The sequence below is a fragment of the Streptomyces sp. NPDC044719 genome, assembly GCF_056433405.1.
The window spans coordinates 824,416-847,503 of record NZ_JBWKHE010000001.1; the positions used below are offsets into that span (position 1 = coordinate 824,416).

14 protein-coding genes are annotated in these 23,088 nt (G+C 72.4%); 10 read left to right on the forward strand and 4 right to left on the reverse strand.

Features of this window, described 5'->3' with window-relative positions; genetic code table 11:
* The first annotated feature begins 163 nt into the window (after positions 1 to 163).
* From AC07DF_RS03925 to moeZ, 5 genes are all read left to right on the forward strand, one after another.
* Positions 164 to 1,906, forward strand: a complete 1,743-nt coding sequence (locus AC07DF_RS03925) for a DUF3492 domain-containing protein (RefSeq protein ID WP_478966644.1) — start codon at positions 164 to 166, stop codon at positions 1,904 to 1,906.
* Complete coding sequence (locus AC07DF_RS03930; protein ID WP_478966646.1) at positions 1,903 to 3,087, forward strand: hypothetical protein; 1,185 nt, start codon at positions 1,903 to 1,905, stop codon at positions 3,085 to 3,087. The genes AC07DF_RS03925 and AC07DF_RS03930 overlap by 4 nt, the downstream gene beginning before the upstream one ends.
* A 147-nt stretch (positions 3,088 to 3,234) precedes the next feature.
* A complete protein-coding gene (locus tag AC07DF_RS03935; RefSeq protein WP_215118651.1) occupies positions 3,235 to 4,194 on the forward strand; it encodes an NAD-dependent epimerase/dehydratase family protein in 960 nt (319 codons plus the stop codon).
* A complete protein-coding gene (locus tag AC07DF_RS03940; protein ID WP_478966648.1) occupies positions 4,182 to 4,940 on the forward strand; it encodes a spherulation-specific family 4 protein in 759 nt (252 codons plus the stop codon). The genes AC07DF_RS03935 and AC07DF_RS03940 overlap by 13 nt, the downstream gene beginning before the upstream one ends.
* A gap of 63 nt (positions 4,941 to 5,003) precedes the next feature.
* The gene (moeZ, locus tag AC07DF_RS03945) at positions 5,004 to 6,182 is read left to right on the forward strand and encodes an adenylyltransferase/sulfurtransferase MoeZ (protein ID WP_184590710.1); all 1,179 of its coding nucleotides are present in this window, start codon (positions 5,004 to 5,006) and stop codon (positions 6,180 to 6,182) included.
* A 71-nt stretch (positions 6,183 to 6,253) separates the two neighbouring features.
* Here the strand turns inward: moeZ and AC07DF_RS03950 are convergent, their stop codons facing one another.
* From AC07DF_RS03950 to AC07DF_RS03960, 3 genes are all read right to left on the reverse strand, one after another.
* Entirely contained in the window at positions 6,254 to 7,726 is a 1,473-nt protein-coding gene (locus AC07DF_RS03950) for an alpha/beta hydrolase (RefSeq protein WP_478966650.1), read from the reverse strand.
* Positions 7,727 to 7,886: 160 nt separating this feature from the next.
* Positions 7,887 to 9,434, reverse strand: coding sequence for an alpha/beta fold hydrolase (locus AC07DF_RS03955; RefSeq protein WP_478966652.1), 1,548 nt, complete (start codon positions 9,432 to 9,434; stop codon positions 7,887 to 7,889).
* A 114-nt stretch (positions 9,435 to 9,548) separates the two neighbouring features.
* Positions 9,549 to 12,278, reverse strand: coding sequence for a lysylphosphatidylglycerol synthase transmembrane domain-containing protein (locus AC07DF_RS03960; RefSeq protein WP_478966654.1), 2,730 nt, complete (start codon positions 12,276 to 12,278; stop codon positions 9,549 to 9,551).
* Between the two features lie 186 nt (positions 12,279 to 12,464).
* On the opposite strand from AC07DF_RS03960, the gene AC07DF_RS03965 reads away from it, so the two are divergent.
* The 5 genes from AC07DF_RS03965 to nudC all read left to right on the forward strand — a co-directional run bounded on the left by AC07DF_RS03965 (position 12,465) and on the right by nudC (position 22,594).
* Entirely contained in the window at positions 12,465 to 12,854 is a 390-nt protein-coding gene (locus tag AC07DF_RS03965) for an MGMT family protein (RefSeq protein WP_478966656.1), read from the forward strand.
* Between the two features lie 266 nt (positions 12,855 to 13,120).
* Entirely contained in the window at positions 13,121 to 16,504 is a 3,384-nt protein-coding gene (locus AC07DF_RS03970; protein ID WP_478966658.1) for an ATP-dependent helicase, read from the forward strand.
* 92 nt (positions 16,505 to 16,596) lie between these two features.
* Entirely contained in the window at positions 16,597 to 20,079 is a 3,483-nt protein-coding gene (locus AC07DF_RS03975; RefSeq protein WP_478966660.1) for a UvrD-helicase domain-containing protein, read from the forward strand.
* Between the two features lie 10 nt (positions 20,080 to 20,089).
* Positions 20,090 to 21,493 (forward strand): dipeptidase, encoded by a 1,404-nt coding sequence (locus tag AC07DF_RS03980; protein ID WP_478966662.1) that lies wholly within the window; start codon positions 20,090 to 20,092, stop codon positions 21,491 to 21,493.
* Positions 21,494 to 21,649: 156 nt separating this feature from the next.
* Positions 21,650 to 22,594, forward strand: coding sequence for an NAD(+) diphosphatase (gene nudC / locus AC07DF_RS03985; RefSeq protein WP_391110501.1), 945 nt, complete (start codon positions 21,650 to 21,652; stop codon positions 22,592 to 22,594).
* A gap of 99 nt (positions 22,595 to 22,693) precedes the next feature.
* On the opposite strand, the gene AC07DF_RS03990 is transcribed toward nudC, so the two are convergent.
* Positions 22,694 to 22,936 (reverse strand): mycoredoxin, encoded by a 243-nt coding sequence (locus tag AC07DF_RS03990; protein ID WP_031132359.1) that lies wholly within the window; start codon positions 22,934 to 22,936, stop codon positions 22,694 to 22,696.
* Positions 22,937 to 23,088: the final 152 nt, after the last annotated feature.

A 23,088-nucleotide genomic window follows, 5' to 3' on the forward strand; every position in this document is an offset into this window, starting at 1 on the left:
CGCGACGGAACGCGACCCGCACGGGAAAGTTACGACCGTTCACCCCTTTTGGTGGTGCGACGGACAACCGTCCGTCGTACCACCGCCTTGACCGCATACGTTCGTCCCGCTGCGAGCCGCCGGGCAACGGCGGCTCCCCATACGGGAGATCGGGGGTGCACACGTGCGCATCGGACTGCTTACGGAGGGTGGCTATCCGTATGTGAGCGGTGACGCCAGGCTCTGGTGTGACCGGCTGGTGCGCGGGCTCGCACAGCACGAGTTCGACGTCTACGCGCTCAGCCGCAGTGAACACCAGGAGGACGAGGGCTGGACCCCGCTGTCGCCGAACGTCCGCAGGGTGCGCACCGCACCGCTGTGGATGGCCGAGGACGACGGAGTGACCCTGGGCCGCCGCGCACGCCGGCGGTTCTCCGAGTGCTTCGGCGAACTGGCTGCGGTGCTGTGCGGGGCGTCGTCTGGGGGCGCGACGTTGTCCGGGGGTGGGACGTCGTCCGGGGGTGGGACGTCGTCCGGGGGTGGGACGTCGACCCCCGAGGCGGACCGTTTCGCCAACGCTCTGTACGGCCTCGCCGAACTCGCCCGCGAGGAGGGCGGCCTTCCCCGAGCTCTCCGCTCCGAGGCCGCCGTACACGCGCTGGAACGCGCCTGTCGTGCGCCCGGCGCCCACCGCGCCGCGCGTGAGGCCCGGGTTCCGGACCTGCTCGCCGTGGCCGCGCACCTCGAAAGGGCGCTGCGCCCCCTCTCCCTCGACTGGTACGAGAACGACGGACTGGGTGCGGTCGACCTCTGTCACGCCGCGTCCGGCGGCCCGGCCGCCCTGCCGGGCCTGCTGGCCCGCCACTTCACCGGCGTCCCCCTGCTGGTGACCGAGTACGGCGTGCGGCTGCGGACGCACTACCTCACCGCCCCCGACGCCCCGCCCGCCGTGCGGTCCCTGCTGGCTGCCTTCCACGGCAGACTCGCCGCCGAGGCCTACGGACAGGCCGAGGTCGTCACCGCCGGCAACACGCACGCCCGCCGCTGGCAGGAGCGCTGCGGTGCCGACCGCGCCAAGCTCCGCACGATCTACCCCGGCATGGACGCCCGGCCCTACGCGGAAGTGGGCGAGTCCGCGGAGAGCGCCGACCCGGACACGCTCGTCTGGGTCGGCCGCGTCGAGCCCGCCAAGGACCTGGTCTCGCTGCTGCACGCCTTCGCCGAGATCCGCAAACAGGAGCCGAAGACGCGCCTGCGGATCGTCGGCGCCCCCGCCGGCAGCGAAGGCGCGGCCTATCTCGCCCACTGCAGGGCGCTGGCCGCCCATCTCTTCCCCGACGAGGCCGAGGGGCCGCACGCCGCTGGCCACAACCCGGTGTCCTTCGAGGAGGTCGGAGGGCCGGAACTCCCGGCCCCCGCCGACGCCTACGCCTCGGGCGCCGTGACCGTGCTGTCCAGCGTCGTCGAAGGCTTCCCGATCGGCCTTGCCGAGGCCATGCTCTGCGGGCGCGCGACGGTGTCGACGGACGTCGGCGCTGTCGTGGAGGTCATCGGAGGCACGGGGCTGGTCGTGCCCCCGCGCAATCCGCGGGCGCTCGCCGAGGCGTGCGTCGCGCTGCTGCGCGACCCGGAGCGCCGTGAGCGCCTGGGCGCCGCCGCCCGGGCCCGTGCCCTCGAACTGTTCACGGTCGAGCAGAACATCGAGGCATTTCACAGCATTTACCTGGAGATCGTCTCCCGAGCCCCCGTCCGCCGTGACGCCCTCGACGCGGAGCCGCTGCCCTTCGCGGTGCCCGCCGAGGCACGTGTCCCGGTCCGCTGGGCCGCCCCGACGCCCGGCCTCGCCACCCGGGGCGTCCCTGGCTGGGCCGGAGACGGTCCCGTACGAGCCACCCCCGTCGTCCCCGCCCCGGAGAGAGCACGATGAACGACTTGGGCGAACTGGACCGTCCTGGAACACCGGCCCCGGAACCGGCCGCAGAGCGCGAACACCCCGGGGAGCAGGAGTCGGCCGCAGACCGCAAGCCGCCCTCCCCTCGCCGCGGTGCCGATCCCGTGAAGGCGCTGATGCACCGTCACCGGGAACTTTGCGAACGCGCGGTGGACCCCCTCGAGATCGCGGCCGGACTGGAAGCGCACGGCATCACCGAGCGGACCGCGGCCCGCTTCCGCCACCGGGACGTCTTCTCCCTCGCGGAGGAGATGTACGCCCGAGTCACCCGGGACGGGGACGCACCCGCGCCCCCGGCGCCCGCTGCCCCCCGGGCACGCGCGGACTGGGTCCTCCTGACACTCCTGCCGGGCGCGCTGTGCGCCGCCACCGTGGCCGCCGTGCACCTCACCCACGGCCGCTCGCGCCAGTTCGCCACGGCAGCGGGCATCCTCGCCGTGGGCCTGGCCCTCCGCGCCGCCCTCCGCCGAGGCCCCCTGAGCCGGACCGACCACACGGCCCCGGGCGGAAGCACCCTCTGGATCTCCTGGCTCATCGGCTACTCCCTCCTGGGCAACGGCCTCCTCCAGAGCGCCGTCACCGGCGGTCCCGACGGTCTGCCCACCGGTGCGGCAGACGGCCCCTGGCCCCTCACCGTCGCCCCTGTCCTGGCCCTCGCCCTGGCGTGCGCGCCCGCGGCCTGGACCGCCCACCTCTTCACCGCGCGTGGCCGCCGCAGGCTCGCGGCAAGCCGCGGCCTCGAGGACTTCGCCGCCGCCGTACGACCACTCCTGCTCGGCTCGGTCGTCCTCTTCCTGGGCGCCCTGGCGGCCCTGCTCGCCCTCTGTGCGGCAGTCCTCGACGAGCCCGCGTGCTACGCGGAGGCCCTCGCCCTGGGCGGGCTCCTCTTCATCGCCCGCCTCCTCGCCACCCACCGGTTCGCCTACGCCCCTGCCGTGGTCCTCACCGCGACGGCCACGGTCCAGGCAGCCGCCCTCGCCACGGTCTTCATCGCCCGCCTCCCCGGTCTCGGCTTCCTGAGCACCCCCGTGGAGACCCTCGTCACCCTCTGGGGCGCCGGCAGCGTCCCCACCCTCGCCTGCGGAGCCGCGGCCCTGGCCCTCCTCGTCCATGCGACGCGCAAGCTGACCAGGGCCTCGGCCCACGCACCGACCTAGAGAGCTCTCACCCCGCAGAGCCGTCACCCCGTAGCCGCAGACACCGGCCCACCGCCGGAGGCACCCGCCCCGTCCCGATCGCCCCGCACCAAGGAGAACCCCGATGACGACCCACCCAGGAGTCCCAGCCGCCCCGGGAGCCGCGCGATGAGAGTCCTGCTGATCGGAGCCAACGGCTACATCGGGCGCTTCGTCGCCGACCGCCTGCTCGCCGACCCGGCCGTGCAGCTCACCGCCCTCGGCCGCGGCGACGACGCCGACGTCCGCTTCGACCTCGCCTCCGGCAGCCCCGGCGCCCTCACCCGCTTCCTCGACGCGGTCCACCCCGGCGTCGTCGTCAATTGCGCCGGTGCCACCAGGGGCGGTGCCCGCGAACTCACCCGCCACAACACCGTCGCCGTGGCCACCGTCTGCGAGGCCCTGCGCCGCAGCGGCTGCGGCGCCCGACTGGTGCAGATCGGGTGCAGCGCGGAGTACGGGCCCAGCCAGCCCGGCTCCTCCACGGCCGAGGACGCCGTCCCCCGGCCCGGCGGCCCGTACGGCGTCAGCAAACTCGCCGCCACCGAACTGGTCCTGGGCTCCGGCCTGGACGCCGTCGTCCTGCGCGTCTTCTCACCGGCCGGACCCGGCACCCCCGCCGGCTCCCCGCTCGGGCGTCTCGCCGAGGCCATGCGCCGCGCCATGCAGTCCGGCGACGGCGAGCTGAAACTCGGCGGCCTGGGCGCGCAGCGCGACTTCGTCGACGTCCGCGACGTCGCCCGCGCCGTCCACGCCGCCTCGCTCTCCGCCGCGCAGGGCGTCATCAACATCGGCTCCGGCCGCGCCGTGCGCCTGCGCGACGCCGCCGCGGTCCTCGCCCGGGTGGCCGGATACGGGGGTGCCCTCCATGAACTCGACGGGCCTCCCGGCGCGCTTCGCCCGGCCATCGGCCACCCCCGCCCGGACTCGGACCACGCACCCCAGGTCGCGTACCCGTACCCCGACGGCTGCGGCAGCTGGCAGCAGGCCGATGTGCGCACCGCCCGCGACCGGCTCGGCTGGCGTCCCCGGATCGGCCTCGAGGAGTCCCTCGCGGACATCTGGATGGAGGCGGCATGCCGCATCTGACCAGGACACGACCACGCGACCCCGGCACGGAACTCCGCCCCGGCGTCGCCGTCCCCGGCTACGCCCACCCCCTCCTCGCCCCCACCGAGTGGGGCGAGCTCACCCGCCCCGGCACCCCGCTGCACTGGGTCGTCCTCAACGTGGCCGACGGCCCCGGCGCCCGCCCCGACCCGCACTGCCTGGAGGCGGCCGGCCGCCTGCGCAACGCCGGCATCCGGGTGCTGGGCCATCTCGACACCCGGTACGGCACCCGGAACTTCGGAGAGCTGATCTCGGACGCCCACCGGTTCGTCGACTGGTACCAGGTCGACGGCTTCCTCCTGGAGCGCTGCCCGGCGGACCACGTCGGGCTGCCCGAGGTGCGCCGCACGATCGCCACGCTCCGCGTGATCCGCGCCGAGGCCCACATCGTCCTCGGCCATGGCATCCACCCGCACCCGGGGTACGTCGAACTCGCCGACCAGCTGGTCACCTTCTCCGGTCCGTGGAGCGACTACCGCTGGTCGCAGGTGGCCGAGTGGACCGCCGACCACTCGCCCGAGCGCTTCTGTCACTTCGTCCACGGGGTGCCTCGCTCCCACCTCGGGGAGGCGCTGGGCATCGCGCGCTGGCAGGGTGCCGCGACGATCTACTTCACCGACCGCACGGACCGCACGGACTGTGGTGGACTCACCGATCCCTGGGAGGCCATGCCCGGCTACTGGGACGAAATCGTCTCGCGTGTCGGAACGGGTGTCTCGGAATGAAAAAGCCCATGGCACTGTTACGGGGAGAACAACCGTAGTGATTGACCGACCAACGGAGTCCCCGTGTCGCTGCCACCCCTGGTCGAGCCGGCTTCCGAGCTCACCGTAGACGAGGTCCGCAGGTACTCCCGCCACCTGATCATCCCCGACGTCGGGATGGACGGGCAGAAGCGGCTGAAGAACGCCAAGGTGCTGTGTGTGGGCGCCGGCGGCCTGGGCTCGCCGGCGCTGATGTACCTGGCCGCCGCGGGCGTCGGCACCCTCGGCATCGTGGAGTTCGACGAGGTCGACGAGTCGAATCTGCAGCGCCAGATCATCCACAGCCAGGCCGACATCGGCCGCCCCAAGGCCGAGTCCGCCCGTGACTCCGTCCTCGGCATCAACCCGTACGTGAACGTGATCCTTCACGAGGAGCGGCTCGAGGCCGACAACGTGATGGACATCTTCAGCCAGTACGACCTGATCGTCGACGGTACGGACAACTTCGCGACCCGCTACCTGGTCAACGACGCCTGCGTGCTGCTGAACAAGCCGTACGTCTGGGGCTCGATCTACCGCTTCGACGGCCAGGCCTCCGTCTTCTGGTCCGAGCACGGCCCCTGCTACCGCTGCCTCTACCCGGAGCCCCCGCCCCCCGGCATGGTTCCCTCCTGCGCCGAGGGCGGCGTCCTGGGCGTGCTGTGCGCGTCCATCGGCTCCATCCAGGTCAACGAGGCCATCAAGCTGCTCGCCGGCATCGGCGACCCGCTGGTCGGCCGGCTGATGATCTACGACGCCCTGGAGATGCAGTACCGCCAGGTCAAGGTCCGTAAGGACCCGGACTGCGCGGTCTGCGGCGAGAACCCGACCGTCACCGAGCTCATCGACTACGAGGCCTTCTGCGGCGTCGTCTCCGAGGAGGCCCAGGCGGCGGCCGCCGACTCCACGATCACTCCCAAGCAGCTCAAGGAGTGGATCGACGACGGCGAGGGCATCGACATCATCGACGTCCGCGAGCCGAACGAGTACGAGATCGTCTCCATCCCGGGCGCCCGGCTGATCCCCAAGAACGAGTTCCTCATGGGCACCGCCCTGGAGAGCCTCCCGCAGGACAAGAAGATCGTCCTGCACTGCAAGACGGGTGTCCGCAGTGCGGAAGTCCTCGCCGTCCTGAAGTCCGCGGGCTTCTCGGACGCGGTCCACGTCGGCGGCGGCGTGATCGGCTGGGTCAACCAGATCGAGCCGGACAAGCCGGTCTACTGAGCCGTATCCGGCCTCCCTTCCCGAACGGCGGGGGCTTCGGGCACCACGGGTGCCCGAAGCCCCCGCCGTCGTCATGAGCAGACCTTGCCGTCCTTCGGGACCGAGCCGTCCAGCAGATACGCGTTCACCGTGGAGTCCACGCAGTCGCTCCCGCTGCCGTACGCGCCATGGCCCTCGCCCCGCCAGGTGAGCATCACGCCGACGCCCTTGCCCAACTCGTCGGCCATCTTCCGGGCGCCCTCGTAGGGGGTGGCCGGGTCGCCGGTGTTGCCGATCACCAGGACCGGCGCCGCGCCGGGGGCGCTCACCTCCGGGGTGTCGTGCTGTCCGGGCACCGGCCAGTCGTGGCACCAGCCGGCCGTGTCCCAGCCCAGGAAGGTGCCGAAGACCGGGGAGATCTTCTCGAACTGCGGCAGCAGCTCCTTCGTCCGGGCCGCGGTCGGCCGCTGCCTGTCGTCCAGGCACGATATGACCCGTTGTGAGTGGGTCGTGGTGCCGTATTGTCCCGAAGGGGCGCGGTCGTTGTAGCCGTCGGCGAGGGTCAGCAGCTCCGATCCGTCACCCCGCTCGGCCGCGTCGAGGGCGCTGGTCAGCGTCGGCCAGCTCTCCTTGTTGTACAGGGGGAGGGTGAGGCCGGTGACCGCGAGTGTCTGGGTCAGTTTCCGCGCGGGGGTGGCCGTCGGCAGGGGCCGGGCGTCGATCCGTCGCAGCAGGTCCGCGATCTTCCGCGTGCCCTCCTGAGGGTCCTGGCCCGTGGACTCGAGATAGCTGTTCAGCGCGCGCTGGAAGCCCCTGGCCTGGTTCTGGGCATGGCCCACGGTGTCGGCGCCGGGGTCGACGACCGCGTCCAGTGTCATCCGGCCCACGTTCTTCGGGAACAAGTGGGCATAGGTGCCGCCCAGTTCGGTGCCGTACGAGATGCCGAAGTAGTGCATCTTGTCGTCGCCGAGGACTTCCCGGATGCGGTCCATGTCGCGGGCCGAGTCGGCGGTGGAGACATGCGCCATGAGCTTTCCGGCGTCCTTCCGGCAGCCCTCGCCGAAGTCGGCGGCGTCCTGGAAGTACGCCTTCTCCTCGGCCGGTGTGTCCGGGGTGACGTCCACCGACTCGGCGGCCTGGATCTCCTTGTCGCCGCGGCAGCGCACGCCCTCGCTCGCACCCACCCCGCGCGGGTCCCAGCTCACCAGGTCGTACCGCTCACGGAGCCCGGAGACCGCCGGGGCGTACGACGGCATCATGGACAGGCCCGAGGCGCCGGGGCCGCCGAAGTTGAACAGGAGCGAGCCGACGCGGTCGTCGCCGCGGGCCTTGGCGCGGATCAGTCCCAGTCCGATCGTCTCGCCGTCCGGCTTCGACCAGTCCAGCGGCACCTTCAGCGTCGCGCACTGCCAGTCGCTGCTCGGTGCGGGGGCGTCCGCGGTGGCCTTGCAGCGGCCCCAGGAGAGCCCGCCGCCCTTGTCGTCGCCGGACGAGCCGCCGCTGCAGCCCGCCGCCAGCAGTGCCGAGGCGACCGCCACAGCGGTCCACCGTACGAAGCGCGACATGCGCCCAGTCCCCCCTCGCAGGCCGTCCGCACCGTGCTGCGGATGGCGGTCAGGCCATGGTAGGCAGATCCCGAGCCGGCCGTGTCGGCCTGTGGATAACCTTCTGACCTGCGGCTTCGGTGAGGCTGGGGCTGTGGCTGTGCTCAGGTGACTCAAGTTCTCAGGTGCAGACGGTCCCCGCCTGCGGCACCTTTCCGTCCAGCAGATAGCCGTTCACCGCGTCCAGCACGCACTTGTTCTTGCTGTCGTAGGCGCCGTGCCCCTGCCCCCGGTACGTCAGCTCGACACCGACACCCTTGCCCAGCGCGTCCACCATCTTCCGCGCGCCCTCGTACGGGGTGGCCGGGTCACCGGTGTTGCCTACGACCAGGATCGGCGCCGAGCCCGGCGCGCTCACGTCCGGGTGGTCGGCGGCGCCCGCGACGGGCCAGTCGGTGCAGCCGATCATGCCCCACGCCAGGGCTTCGCCGAACAAGGGGGACGCGGCCCGGAACTCGGGCAGCTTCCGTTCCACATAGGCGCTGTCGTAGCGCGGTTTGGCGTCGGCGCAGCTGATGGCGGTGAGGGCCGCGACCGAGTTGTCGTACTCGCCGTTCTCACTGCGCCCGTTCATGGAGTCGGACAACAGCATCAGGATGCTGCCGTCACCGTCGTACGCCTGAGTCAGGCCCTCCGTGAGGGTCTCCCACAGGTCCTGCGAGTACAGCGCTTGCAGGATGCCGCTCGTCGCCGCGGTCTGGGTGAGCTGGCGCGGGAAGACGCCCGGGATCGGCTTGCTGTCGAGGTCCTTGAGCAGCGTGGCGATACGGTCCTTCACGTTCTGCGCGCTGTCGCCGAGGGGGCACTCCTCGGTTTTCGACACGCAGTCCTCGGCGAAGTTGTCCATCGCGAGCTGGAAGCCCCCGGCCTGCCCGAGCGAGCCCTGCTGGGGGTTCTTGGTGGGGTCCACGACGGCGTCGAACACGGCGCGTCCGACCCGCTTGGGGTACAGGTGGGCGTAGACGCCACCGAGTTCGGTGCCGTAGGAGAAGCCGAAGTAATGCAGCTTGTCGTCGCCGAGGACCTGGCGCATCAGGTCCAGGTCCCGGGCCGCGTCGGTGGTGCGCACATGCGGCAGGATCTTCTCGGAGTTCTGCTCGCAGGCGTCGTTGAATTCCGTGGTGCTGTCCAGGAGCTCGGTGCGTTCGGCGGTGTCGTCGGGCGTGCCGTCCTGCTGGAAGTACGCGTCGAGCTGCTGGTCGTTCTCGCAGATCACCGGGTCGCTGCGGCCGACTCCGCGCGGGTCGAAGCTGACCAGGTCGTAGCGGGTGCGCAGGGTCTCGTAGTCGTCGGCGAAGCCGGGCAGGGCGGTGACGCCCGAGCCGCCGGGGCCGCCGAAGTTGAAGATGAGCGAGCCGATGCGTTCGCTCGCCTCGCCGGTGGTCCTGACGCGGATCAGCTCGATGCCGATCGTGTCGCCCTGGGGATCGTCCCAGTCGAGAGGGGCCTTCATGGTGGCGCACTGCCACTCGCCGTCGTCCGGCAGGGGAGAGGGCGAGGTGCCTCCGCCCTGGGCCTCGTCCGGCGCCGGGCAGGCCTCCCAGCTCAGTTCCTGCCGCGTGAGGTCCTCGTCCTTGGCGTCGTCGTCACCGCAGCCCGCCAGCACGGTGGACAGCAGCACGGCGATGGCGGTCAGGACGACGGCGCGCAGCCGGAGGAGGGATGGCATGTTTCCATCCTGCGGCGGCCCGCGGGCGGACGCGCGGGACGCGTGTCGTACGAGGTAGGAGGGGCTGGTGTTGCCAAGAGCCGTGCCGAAATCCCTGCCCGGCGACCACTGGTGTCAGAGGGCCTGCTTGCGGGTGAGGTGGTTGAAGGCCAGCCAGCCCGGCAGCACGGGCAGCCACAGCGTCAGCAGGCGGAACAACAGCACGGCCGGTGCCGCGACCTCCTTCGGGAGGCCGACGGCGATCAGACCGACCGTCAGGGTCGCCTCGACCGCGCCCACACCGCCCGGCGTCGGAGCCGCGGACCCCAGGGCGTTGCCCGCGAGGAAGACGACGGCGACGCTGGCGAGGCTGATCGAGGTGGACTCGTCGCCGAACGCGCGGATCGACGCGTCCAGACACATCACGAAGCAGGCGGTCAGCAGCAGCATGCCGCCGATGCCGGTGACCAGCTTCTGCGGCCGCTGCAACACGTCCAGCATGCGCGGCACGACACCCGCGAACAGCGACCGCACGCGCGTGACGACGAACTTCCGCAGGAACGGCACCGAGGTCACCACGAGTACGAGCACCGCCACCGTCAGCAGGCCGGCGATGACCGTCCGGGACGGCGACAGCGACGGCGTCTTCTCCGTCCCGGTCAGATATCCGAAGGCCAGCAGCATCAGGATGTGGCAGCCGAGCCCGAACAACTGCGACGCGCCCACGCTCGCCACCGCGAGCCCCGGCCGCACTCCCGCGCGCTGCAGGAAGCGCGTGTTCAGGGCGACACCACCCACCGCCGCCGGGGCGACGATCTTGACGAACGACCCGGCGACCTGCGCCGCCACGGTCCGCAGGAACGGCACCCGCTCGGGCACGAACCCCAGCAGAGCCATCGCCGCCGCGAGGTAGCTGCACATGGAGAACAGCACCGCCGCGGCGACCCAGCCCCACTCGGCGTTCGCGATGAGCGGTCCGAACTCGATGTGCGTGAGCTGTGTGAGGAGGAAGTACGCGCCGATCGCTCCGGCCATGAAACTGATCAGCGTGCGCGGCCGTACCCGCTCCAGCCGGGCCGGCTCGACCGGGGCCTGCGGCCTGATCAGCAGCACCTCGTGGCGGATCTGCGTGAGCAGGTCCTCCTCGCGCGCCTCCTCCACGGCCTCGTCGATGGCCCGCTTCTCGGCCCGCTGCTCCGCCCGTACGGCCTTCTTGTCGGCCTTCTCCGGGACCGGAACCGCCTCGTCCGAGGACTCCTCCAGACGCGCCTGCTTGGCCAGCCGGGACGCCTCCAGCACCGCCTCGCGCTCGCGCTGTGCCCGCTCCCGGGCCAGTTTGCGCAGCGTCGCGCGCGTGGAGCGGCTGAGCGCGATGGGCTGGAGCATCGGAAGGCAGTCCGCCACCGCGTCCGGGCCGAGCACGCCCACCGCCGAGGCCACCGCACGCTCGGCGCCCACCCGGAGGCCGAGGGTCACCAGCAACTGGGAGATGTCCATGCGCAGCAGCAGGTCGCCGGCCGCGATCTCGCCGACGCGCAGGTCGGTGAGGATCACCGTGCCGGAACGATCCACCAGGATGGCGTCGCCCACCAGCCTGCGGTGCGCGATACGCCGGGACTGCAGGGCCTTCACCTGGTGCCAGGTGTCGCGCAGCAGGTTGTCGGTGATCTCCTCGTCCTGCAGCGAGTCGAGGGTGTGTGCGCCGCTGTGCTCGTAGACGAGCATGACCGCGTCGGGGCCGAGCTCGGAGGTGGCGATCAGCTTGGGCGCGTTGGCACCGGCCGCGATGGCCGCGTACGCCAGCAGCGCCTCCTGCTCCAGGGCCTGGCGCAGCGACTGGAGGCTGCTGCGGGTGGCGAAGCCGCGCAGGGTCAGATTGCGCCACGCACGGTAGAAGAAGCCCTGGGCCTGTTGCTCCCGGTCGACCACCGTGACGTCCAGCGGCGGGCCGTCCTCCAGCGTGACGAAGTAGCGCCGGCCCCGGTCGCCGGTGTCCGGGTTGTCCGAGGTGTCCTCGCGTGAGGCGCTGACCGGGCGGAAGCCGACGGTCCGCAGACCGGCCATCAGGGTCTGCCCGGTGGGCCGGACATTGGGCGAGCCGACCGCGTAGAGGGTGCCGTAGGCCACGGTCCAGCCGATCAGCACGGTCAGGATGATCGAGAACGGGGTCGTGTACCCGGTGACGAGCATCGAGAAGGCGTCGAGCAGCAGCACGACCCACAGCACCGTGCGCCACCTGGGTCTGCGCGACATGCCGACGGCCGTCATATAGGCGATGACCGGCGCCAGATAGCCGTGCACGGGGTCGGTCAGCGCGTGGATGTCCCCGGGGGAGGGCTGGGTGAGGGCCTCCTGGATCGAGTCGGGGGCGGCCCGGGCGACCCACAGATCGGTGGCGAGTGTCACACCGTGCGCGAGGACCGCCGCGAGCACGCCGTCGGCGATTCGCAGGCCGTCCCGTTTGATCAGCCGCTCGATGGCGAAAGCGACCGGCACCAGCAGGATCGCGATGCTGGAGGCCAGCCCCGCGATCTTGATGAGCAGATCGGGCGCCTGCCCGGTGCCCTTGTTGATGTCCTGTTCCAGGCCCGAGGTGGTGCCGTGCGCGAACGCGGCGATGCCGATCAGCACCGCGACGGCGAGCACGCCCACCAGGAGCCGCATCAGGTCGGACGGGCGGTGCACGCGCGCGGGGAGCAGCGGTTCGTCGCCCTCCACCTCGTCGATGTGCGCGATGTCCGGTTCCTCTGAGACCGGCCGGGCCTGCTTCCTGCCCGCCTTCGGGCCGTCGTCCGGCGTGTCCGGGCGCGACGCAGCGTCAGAGGTGCCCTCCGTGTCGTCCGGGTGCGCACCCTGTTGCTTCATCGTCTCTTCTTGGTCTCGTATCACCGGTCACCGCCCGCACGATGGTGGCATGCCGCACCGATACGCGGGGGCATCAGGGTGCACATGCGGGGGCGGACAGTCTGCCCGACGCGGTCCTGCCGGGCGAAGGAATCGCTCGGGAGTACGCGCGTCCTGTTGTCGGTGGGGTGGGGCAGGATGGGGCGGATGAGTGAGCAGAGCCTTGAGGGGGACCGGCACGGGGACGAGCGTGCGGAAGCCCTGCCCGCTTACGCCGAGCGGGTCCTCGACGTCGCCGAATTGATCCCGCCAGGCCGTGTCATGACATACGGCGACGTCGCCGAGTGGCTCGAGGAGGGCGGTCCGCGGCAGGTCGGCCGTGTGATGGCTCTCTACGGGGGAGCCGTTCCGTGGTGGAGAGTCGTCCGCGCGGACGGTGTCCTGCTCCCGGGGCGCGAGCAGCGGGCGCTCGGCCACTACCGCGTGGAGGGCACGCCCCTGAAGGAGGCGAGCCGGGCCGCCGAGGGCCACCTGCCGCGGATCGACATGCGACGGGCGCGGTGGGACGGCGGCGAACGCGCGGAGGGTCACACCTGACAGCTTCCGCCATCCGGCGGCCTCCCGTGTGGCCCGTGATCCGGACGGGGGAATCGGGGCACGTCGGTGCCATGACGTACGTTCGTGAGGCGAGGGGCACGAGTGCCGCGAGTGCCACGAGTGGCCGGCGGGAAGAAGGGGAAGCCCTGCTTCCGCCTCACCCGTCGGCGTAGCGTCGGCTGCGCGTGTCCCCGTCACCCCGCGGTCACCGCCCGCCACGCGCGGTGGCCCGCCAACCAGTACTTCCACCAGGACCGGCGAACCACGTGAGCTCCTCTTCCTCCACCAGCGGCCTGTCGCACCCCCGGGTGCGGCGGGGGAGCCGTGGCGCTTACCGACTGGTACGTACCCCTCCCGCCCCGGTGGACCCCCCTCTTTTGGACGCCTCGCAGCGCTTGGTGGTTGACCACGAGGCCGGCCCGCTGCTCGTCCTCGCAGGTCCGGGCACCGGCAAGACCACCACGCTCGTCGAGTCCGTGGCCGAGCGCATCGCCCGGGGCGGGGACCCCGAGCGGGTCCTGGTCCTCACGTTCAGCCGCAAGGCGGCCGTCGAACTGCGCGACCGCATGGCCACCCGGGCCGGGGCGGCCCGCGCTCCCCGGGCGACCACCTTCCACTCGTTCTGCTACGCCCTGGTCCGTGCCCACCAGGACAGCGACCGGTTCGTGGAGCCGATGCGACTGCTGTCCGGCCCCGAGCAGGACGTCTCCGTACGGGAGCTGCTAGCGGGCCAGGTGGACCTGGAGCGGCTCGGCCTCGCGCACGTGCGCTGGCCGGACGAACTGCGCGCCTGCCTGACCACTCGCGGTTTCGCCGACGAGGTCCGCGCGGTCCTCGCCCGCAGCCGTGAACTGGGCCTCGGACCCGACGCCCTGGACGCCTTCGCCCGCAGTACGGGCCGCCCCGACTGGCGCGCGGCGGCCGCCTTCCTTGCCGAGTACCTCGACGTGCTCGACCTCCAAGGCGTGATCGACTACGCGGAGCTCGTCCACCGCGCCGTGCTCCTCGCCCGTAGGCCCGAGGTCGCGGCCTGGCTCGGCGCCCGCTACGACGCCGTCTACGTCGACGAGTACCAGGACACGGATCCCGCTCAGGTACGACTCCTGCACGCCCTGGCGGGCGGTGGCCGCACCCTTGTCGCCTTCGGTGACCCCGACCAGTCGATCTACACGTTCCGCGGGGCGGACGTGAACGGCATCCTGGACTTCCCGCACGCCTTCCCGCGCGCGGACGGCCGCCCGGCCCCCGTCGCGGTGCTGCGCACGTCCCGCCGCTCCGGCGCCGGGCTGCTGGCCGCCACCCGGCTGCTGACCCAGCGCATGCCGCTGACCCGCCTGCCCGCCGAGAAGGTCCGCGCCCACCGCGAACTCGCACCCGTAAGGGACGGCGGCCGCGTCGAGGCGTACACGTACCCGACCTCGGGGACGGAACTGGACAACATCGCCGACATCCTCCGCAGGGCCCACCTGGAGGACGGCGTCCCCTGGAGCGAGATGGCCGTGCTGGTGCGCGCCGGCTCCCGCACCGTCCCCACGGTCCGCCGCGCCCTCACGGCGGCCGGCGTCCCGGTGGACGTCGACGGCGACGACGTGGCCCTGCGCCACGAACCGGCGGTGGCGCCGCTGCTGACGGCGCTTCGGGCGGTGGCAGCGGCGGAGGCGTCGGGGGCTCCCGAGGGGGAGGCCTCTTCCAAGGACGGCCCTTCCGCCGATTTCAAGGACGCGCCTTCCGCCGAGCCGGACATCTCCCGGCCGGACACCTCCCGCCCCGACATCTCCTGGCTGGACACGGAAACCGCTCTCACTCTGCTCACCTCCCCGCTCGCGAGCATGGACGCCGCCGACCTGCGCCGTCTCGGCAGGGCTCTGCGGGACGAGGAGCGGGCCGCGGGAAACGCGCTGCCGCCCCCCTCCGACGTGCTTCTGGCGCGGGCGCTCGCCGAGCCGGAGCGGCTGGCCGTGCACGACCCCGCGTACGCGCGCGGCGCCCAGCGCCTCGGTGCGCTGCTGGGCAAGGCCCGTGAGCGCCTGGCGGGCGGCGGTACGGCCGAGGAGGCGCTGTGGGACCTGTGGAACGGCACACCGTGGCCCGCGCGGCTGGAGCGGGCCGCCCGCCGGGGCGGCGCGGCCGGGCGCAACGCGGACCGCGACCTGGACGCGGTCTGCGCGCTGTTCGCGACGGCGGCCCGGGCGGAGGAGCGCACCGGAGGCCGGGGCACGCTGAACTTCCTTGAGGAGATCGAGGCCGAGGACATCGCCGCCGACACCCTCGCGCGGCGTGCCGTACGCCCCGACGCCGTCAGCCTCATGACGGCACACCGCTCCAAGGGCCTGCAGTGGCGCCTCGTGGTCGTCGCGGGCGTCCAGGAGGGGCTCTGGCCCGACCTGCGCCGCCGCGGCTCCCTCCTGGAGGCCGACCGCATCGGGCGCGACGGACTTGCCGAGCCCCTCACCCCCGGCGCGCTGCTCGCCGAGGAACGCCGCCTGTTCTACGTGGCGGCCACGCGCGCGCGTGAACGCCTGGTCGTCACCGCGGTCAAGGCCCCGGCGGACGACGGCGACCAGCCCTCCCGCTTCCTCACCGAACTCGGCGTCGAACCCAAGGACGTCACCGGACGCCCGCGCCGCCCGCTGTCCGTCGCGGCACTCGTCGCCGAACTGCGCGCCACCACGGTCGACCCGCGCGTCTCCGAGGCCCTCCGGGAAGCCGCCGCACGCCGCCTGGCCCGGCTCGCGGCCCTCGCCGACGAGGACGGCCGCCCCCTGGTGCCGTCCGCGCACCCCTACCGCTGGTGGGGCATGTTCGAGCCAACCGAGTCCAAGGTGCCGCTGCGCAACCGCGACCAGCCCGTCGTGCTCTCGGGCAGCGCCCTCGACCAGCTGGCCAACACCTGCGCCCTGCAGTGGTTCCTGGGCCGTGAGGTGAAGGCCGACGCGCCCGCGACCGCCGCCCAGGGCTTCGGCAACGTGGTGCACGTCCTCGCCGACGAGGTCGCCTCCGGGCACACCCCGGCCGACCTCTCCGTCCTCATGGAACGCCTCGACTCCGTGTGGAACGCCCTCGCCTTCGACGCGCCCTGGAAGTCGGACCAGGAGAAGGACAACGCGCGCGTGGCGCTCGAACGATTCCTTCAGTGGCACGTCATGGACCGCACCGGGCGGACCCCGGTCGCCAGCGAGCACGACTTCGACGTCACCCTCGAGGCGGGCGACTACCAGGTGCGCATCCGGGGCCAGATGGACCGCGTCGAGGCGGACGGCGACGGCCGCGCCTACGTGGTCGACTTCAAGACCGGCAAACAGGCGCCCACCGGCAAGGAGGTCGAGCGCCACCCGCAGCTCGCCGTCTACCAGCTGGCCGTCCGTGAGGGCGCCGTCGACGACGCCTTCGACGGCGTGCGTCCCGAGCCGGGCGGCGCCGAACTCGTCCATCTCCGGCAGGGCGCCGCCCAGCGCGACGGCGGCGAGACCCTGCCCAAGGTGCAGGCCCAGGAGCCGCTGGAGGGGGAGTGGGTCGGCGATCTGCTGGCCACCGCCGCCGGCAAGGTCCTCGACGAACGGTTCACACCGACCGCCGGGCAGCACTGCACGCACTGCGCGTTCCGGGCCTCGTGCAGCGCGCGCCAGGAGGGCCGCCATGTAGTCGAGTGATCTATCGCACCACACGTGCTGACCTGGGCATCCTCCTCACCGGAGACCGATCCGGCCGCCACTGTCAGTGGCCGCCACTAGCCTCTCTCGATGTGCCCGCCCGTATCACCGATCCCGAACAGCTCAAGGAGCTCCTCGGCATCCCGTTCACCCCGGAGCAGACGGCCTGCATCACCGCGCCGCCCGCCCCGCAGGTGATCGTGGCCGGTGCCGGCTCGGGCAAGACGACCGTGATGGCAGCCCGCGTGGTGTGGCTGGTCGGCACCGGCCAGGTCGCCCCCGAGCAGGTGCTCGGCCTCACCTTCACCAACAAGGCGGCCGCCGAACTCGCCGAGCGCGTCCGCAAGGCACTGGTCAAGGCCGGCGTCACCGACCCGGAGACCATCGACCCGGACAACCCGCCGGGCGAGCCGGTGATCTCCACGTACCACGCCTTCGCGGGACGCCTGCTGACCGACCACGGCCTGCGTATCGGGCTGGAGCCGACCTCCCGGCTGCTCGCCGACGCGACCCGCTTCCAGCTCGCCGCGCGCGTTCTGCGTGAGGCCCCGGGGTCCTATCCGGCCCTGACCCGTTCCTTCCCGGACCTGGTCGGCGACCTCCTCGCCCTCGACGCCGAACTCGCCGAGCACCTCGTACGCCCCGAGGCGCTGCGCGCGTACGACGCCGAACTGCTGCTGAACCTGCGCGGCGTCAAGCTCAGCAACGCCGACCTGCGCAAGGTCCCCGAAGCCGCTGCCGCACGCCGCGAACTGGCCGAGCTGGTGAACCGCTACAGAGCCGCCAAGCGCGAGCGGGACCTGCTCGACTTCGGCGACCAGATCGCCCTGTCGGCCAGGCTCGCCGGGATCCCCGAAGTGGGCCGCCTCCTGCGCGACGAGTTCCGGGTGGTCCTGCTCGACGAGTACCAGGACACATCGGTCGCCCAACGCGTCCTTTTGGCAGGCCTGTTCGGCGAGGGCACCGGCCACCCGGTCACCGCCGTGGGCGACCCCTGCCAGGCGATCTACGGCTGGCGCGGCGCCTCCGTCGCCAACCTCGACGACTTCCCCGAGCACTTCGCCCGCGCCGACGGCCGCCCCGCGACGCGCCAGGCCCTCAGCGAGAACCGCCGCAGCGGCGGCCGCCTCCTCGACCTCGCCAACGGCCTCGCGGAGCCACTGCGCGCCCTGCACGAGGGCGTGGAGGCACTTCGCCCAGCCCCCGGAGCCGAACGCGACGGCATCGTTCGCTGCGCGCTGCTGCGTACCCATGCCGAGGAGATCGACTGGGCCGCCGACTCCGTCGCCCACCTCGTCCGCACCGGGACGGCGCCCGGCGAGATCGCGGTCCTGTGCCGCACGGCGACCGACTTCTCCGAGATCCAGGGCGCACTGGTGGCCCGGGACATCCCGGTCGAGGTCGTCGGCCTGTCCGGGCTGCTCCACCTGCCCGAGATCGCCGACCTCGTCTCCGTGTGCGAGGTCCTCCAGGACCCCGGAGCCAACGCCTCCCTGGTCCGCCTGCTGACCGGCCCGCGCTGGCGCATCGGTCCGCGCGACCTCGCCCTGCTGGGGCGGCGGGCCCGGCTTCTCGTCACGCACGCGCGCGTGGAGGGCGACGACGACCCGGACCGCCGCCTCGCCGAGGCCGTCGAGGGGGTCGACCCGGCCGAGGTGATCTCCCTCGCGGACGCCCTCGACACCTTCCTGGAGACGCCGCTGGACGGCCACGGGGACGACGACGGGCTGCCCTTCTCGCCCGACGCGCGCGTGCGCTTCGCCCGCCTCGCCACCGAACTGCGCGACCTGCGCCGCTCCCTGTCCGACCCACTGATGGACGTCCTGCACCGCGTCCTCGCCGTCACCGGCCTGGAGGTGGAGCTGTCGGCGTCCCCGCACGCCCTGGCGGCGCGGCGCCGCGAGACGCTGTCCAACTTCCTGGACGTCGCCGCATCCTTCGCCGCCGGCGAAAACGAGGCCGGCCTGCTCGCCTTCCTCGGCTTTCTGCGCACCGCCGCCCAGTACGAGAAGGGCCTCGACAACGCCCTCCCCGGCGGCGAGAACACCGTCAAGGTGCTCACAGCCCACAAGTCCAAGGGCCTGGAATGGGACGTCGTGGTCGTCCCCGGCCTGGTCGCCGGCACCTTCCCCAGCAGCCAGGGCCGCGAGAAGTGGACCTCCCAGGGCAAGGTCCTGCCGCACGGGCTGCGTGGGGACGCCGACACCCTGCCCGACATCACCTCCTGGGACGCCAAGGGCCTCAGGGCCTTCCACGAGGCCATGAAGGAGCACCAGCACACCGAGGAACTCCGCCTCGGCTATGTCACCTTCACCCGCCCCCGCTCCCTGCTCCTGGGCTCCGGCCACTGGTGGGGACCCACCCAGAAGAAGCGCCGCGGACCCTCCGCGTTCCTCCAGGACCTCTACGAGCACTGCGCGGCCGGGTACGGCGAGATCGAGGCCTGGGCGGACGAACCCGCCGAGGACGAGGAGAACCCGGCCCTGCACCAGGCCACCGCCGACCAGGTGTGGCCCCTGCCCCTGGACGAGGCGGCCCTGGCCCGCCGCCGCGCCGCCGCCGAGACCGTCCTGGCCCATCTGGAGGACCTCGCGTCCCACGAGGACGGGCACCCGGCGGCCGTGCACGACCCGGACGCCGTCGACGACCCGGAGTGGCCCCCGCCTCCCGAAGACGACGAGCCTCCGTATGACGAGCCGGACCCGTTCGACGAAGGCCCCTTCAGTGAAGAACCTTTCAGTGAAGACTCGGTTGACGAGGACGCACGGCCGGACGGCCCGACGATCCCTCGCCAGGCGCCGCCACCGGAACTTTCGGACGCACACCCACACCGCAGGCCGCACCTCACCCCGGAGGAAGCCCGCACCATCGCCTCCTGGGACCGCGACCTCGACGCCCTCACCGGCGAGCTCCTGCGCGCCCGCGACAGCGTCACCGAGGTCCCCCTGCCCACCTCCCTCACGGCCTCCCAGCTGCTGCTCCTGGCCGCCGACCCGGACGGCCTCGCCCAGGAGCTGGCTCGCCCCATGCCCCGCCCGCCCCAGCCCGCAGCCCGTCGCGGCACCCGCTTCCACGCCTGGGTCGAGGCCCGCTTCGAAGAGCTGACGCTGCCCCTGCTGGAGCCGGAGGAGCTGCCCGGCGGCGAAGCGGAGATCGCCGACGAACGGGACCTGGAGGTACTCAAGGACGCCTTCGAGCAGACCGAGTACGCGCACCGCACGCCCTACCGGGTGGAGGCCCCCTTCCAGCTCACGCTCGCCGGCCGTGTCGTACGGGGCCGTATCGACGCCGTCTACAAGACGGGCGACGGTGAGGGCACGACGTACGAGATCGTCGACTGGAAGACCAACCGCTCACACACCGCGGACCCCCTCCAGCTCGCCGTCTACCGCCTGGCCTGGGCCGAGCAGCAGGAAGTTCCCCTGGAATCCGTCACCGTCGCGTTCCTGTACGTGCGCAGCGGCGAGATCGTCCGCCCCGACGGCCTGCCGGACCGCGAGGCACTGGAGCGGCTGCTGAGCGAGGGTCCGCCCGGTGAGGAACCGCACTCCGAGGACGTCAGTGCGGGCCGATAGGCTCGTGACCATGAGCCAGACCCCGGACAGCGTCGTCCGTACGTACATCCAGCAGCATCGCGACGCCTTCCTCGACGACCTCGCCGAGTGGCTGCGCATCCCGTCGGTGTCCGCCCAGCCGGACCACGCGCCCGATGTACGACGCAGCGCCGACTGGCTCGCCGCCGAGCTGAAGGAGACCGGGTTCCCGACGGCCGAGGTCTGGCAGACCCCCGGCGCGCCCGCCGTCTTCGCCGAGTGGCCCTCCGACGACCCGCGGGCACCCACGGTGCTGGTCTACGGCCACCACGACGTGCAGCCCGCCGCCCGGGAGGACGGCTGGGACAGCGACCCCTTCGAGCCCGTCGTCCGTGAGAACCGTCTCTACGCGCGCGGGGCGGCCGACGACAAGGGCCAGGTGTTCTTCCACACCCTGGGCGTCCGTGCCCACCTCGCCGCCACCGGTCGCACGACCCCCGCCGTGCATCTGAAGCTGCTGATCGAGGGGGAGGAGGAGTCCGGCTCGCCCCACTTCCGGGCCCTCGTCGAGCAGCACGCCGAGCGGCTCGCCGCCGACGCCGTGATCGTCTCCGACACCGGCATGTGGTCCGAGGACACCCCCACGGTGTGCACCGGCATGCGCGGCCTCGCCGAATGCGAGATACGGCTGCACGGCCCCGACCAGGACATCCACTCCGGCTCCTTCGGCGGCGCGGTGCCCAACCCGGCGACCATCGCCGCCCGCCTCGTCGCCGCCCTGCACGACGAGCACGCGCGCGTGGCGATCCCGGGTTTCTACGACGGCGTGGTCGAGCTCACCGACCGCGAGCGCGAACTCCTCGCCGAACTGCCCTTCGACGAGTCGCAGTGGCTGCGCGCGGCCAAGTCGTACGCCACCCAGGGGGAAGCCGGGTACACCACCCTGGAGCGCGTCTGGGCCCGCCCCACCGCGGAGGTCAACGGCATCGGCGGCGGCTACCAGGGCCCCGGCAGCAAGACGATCGTCCCGTCCTCCGCCCTGGTGAAGCTGTCCTTCCGGCTGGTCGCGGGCCAGGACCCCGACCACGTGGAGAAGGCCGTCCGCGCCTGGGCCGAACAGCAGGTGCCCGCGGGGATCCGCTGCGAGATCACGTTCAGCGGGGCCACGCGCCCGTGCCTGACCCCGCTGGACCACCCGGCCCTCCAGTCGGTGGCCCGCGCCATGGGCCGGGCCTTCGAGAAACCCGTCCGCTTCACCCGCGAGGGAGGCTCCGGACCGGCGGCGGACCTCCAGGACGTCCTCGGTGCTCCGGTGCTGTTCCTCGGCATCTCCGTCCCGTCCGACGGCTGGCACGCGCCGAACGAGAAGGTCGAACTCGACCTGCTCCTCAAGGGCGTCGAGACCACCGCGTACCTGTGGGGCGACCTCGCCGAGAACTGGCGCGATGCGCCCTGAGCGTCCCGGGCCGCCCGGACCGGCCACGCGCGAGGGGCACACTGGAGGAGCCGCCCCGCACCGCCCGAGCCCCTCCGGACCCGGTCGCCCCCCGCCGTACGTCCCGCTGATCAGCCCGCCGAACCCGACCGTTCCACCGGGGAGTTGGAAGCACCAGTGACCACCTGGACCGACCAGAACGCCGACCGACCCATCTCGCTCACCGCCCCGAACGGCATCGACAGGGCCGCGCACCACCGGCTCGACGAGGCCTGGCTCGCGGCGGCGTGGAGCCACCCCTCGACGCGCTGTTTCGTGGTCTCCGGCGGCCAGGTCCTCATCGACGAGACGGCGGACGGGCACACCGAACTCGTCATGACCCCCTCCTTCGAGGCCCCCCTCACCGAGGCGCACCGCTACTTCCTCGGCATCGACGAGGACGGCGTCAGCTATTTCGCCCTCCAGAAGGACTCCCTGCCCGGGCGTATGGACCAGTCCGCGCGCCCGGCGGGCCTGCGCGAGGCGGGCCTGCTCCTGTCGGCCCGTGACGTGGGCCTGATGGTGCACGCGGTGGGGCTGGAGAACTGGCAGCGCACACACCGTTTCTGCTCGCGCTGCGGCGAGCGCACCGTCATCGCCGCGGCCGGCCACATCCGCCGCTGCCAGGCCTGCGGCGCGGAGCACTACCCGCGCACGGACCCCGCCGTGATCATGGCCGTGACCGACGAGGACGACCGCATCCTGCTCGGCCGGCAGGTGCACTGGCCCGAGGGTCGCTTCTCCACCCTGGCCGGCTTCGTCGAGCCCGGCGAGTCCATCGAGCAGTCGGTGCGCCGCGAGGTCCTGGAGGAGGTCGGCATCAGCGTCGGCCAGGTCGAGTACGTCGCCAGCCAGCCCTGGCCCTTCCCGTCCAGCCTCATGCTGGGCTTCCTGGCCCGTGCCACCTCGACCGAGATCGAGGTCGACGGTGACGAGATCCACGAGGCCCGCTGGTTCTCCCGGGAGGACCTGCGTGCCGCCTTCGAATCCGGCGAGGTGCTCCCGCCGTACGGCATCTCGATCGCGGCCCGCCTGATCGAGCTCTGGTACGGCAAGCCGCTCCCGATGAGGAGCGTGGCCTGACGCCGGGGCGAGCCGCGCACACGCTCTGACCTCAGAGACGGAGAAGGCGGTTCCTGAGCCGCCTCAGGAACCGCCTTCCCCGCACAACCGCGCGGCGCCCTACGCGCCGACCTTCTGCTTCACCTGAGCCAGCGACGGGTTGGTGAGGGTGGAGCCGTCCGGGAACAGAACGGTGGGCACCGTCTGGTTTCCGCCATTCGCCTTCTCCACGAACGCGGCGGACTCCGGGTCCTGCTCGATGTTGATCTCGGTGTACGCGATGCCCTCGCGGTCCATCTGGCTCTTCAGCCGGCGGCAGTAGCCGCACCACGTGGTGCTGTACATCGTCACAGTGCCCAGCATGTCTCTCGTGCTCCTTCGGTGGCTCGGGGGCGGGTGGTCGCAGAGATGGAACGTACGTGAAGGGGCCGCCATTCCCGGGGTCCGGGCCCCGCGGGACGTGACGCCTGCCGCATTAGTACGACTATCGGGGCCCGCCTGTGGACAACCGGCAC

What these genes read in the sequence shown, in the direction of transcription:
- AC07DF_RS03980 (WP_478966662.1), top strand. Translation starts at nt 20,090, where the DNA reads ATGAGCCAGACCCCGGACAGCGTCGTCCGTACGTACATCCAGCAGCAT.
- AC07DF_RS03965 (WP_478966656.1), top strand. Translation starts at nt 12,465, where the DNA reads ATGAGTGAGCAGAGCCTTGAGGGGGACCGGCACGGGGACGAGCGTGCG.
- AC07DF_RS03935 (WP_215118651.1), top strand. Translation starts at nt 3,235, where the DNA reads ATGAGAGTCCTGCTGATCGGAGCCAACGGCTACATCGGGCGCTTCGTC.
- AC07DF_RS03930 (WP_478966646.1), top strand. Translation starts at nt 1,903, where the DNA reads ATGAACGACTTGGGCGAACTGGACCGTCCTGGAACACCGGCCCCGGAA.
- AC07DF_RS03940 (WP_478966648.1), top strand. Translation starts at nt 4,182, where the DNA reads ATGCCGCATCTGACCAGGACACGACCACGCGACCCCGGCACGGAACTC.
- AC07DF_RS03960 (WP_478966654.1), bottom strand. Translation starts at nt 12,278, where the DNA reads ATGAAGCAACAGGGTGCGCACCCGGACGACACGGAGGGCACCTCTGAC.
- AC07DF_RS03990 (WP_031132359.1), bottom strand. Translation starts at nt 22,936, where the DNA reads ATGCTGGGCACTGTGACGATGTACAGCACCACGTGGTGCGGCTACTGC.
- AC07DF_RS03955 (WP_478966652.1), bottom strand. Translation starts at nt 9,434, where the DNA reads ATGCCATCCCTCCTCCGGCTGCGCGCCGTCGTCCTGACCGCCATCGCC.
- AC07DF_RS03950 (WP_478966650.1), bottom strand. Translation starts at nt 7,726, where the DNA reads ATGTCGCGCTTCGTACGGTGGACCGCTGTGGCGGTCGCCTCGGCACTG.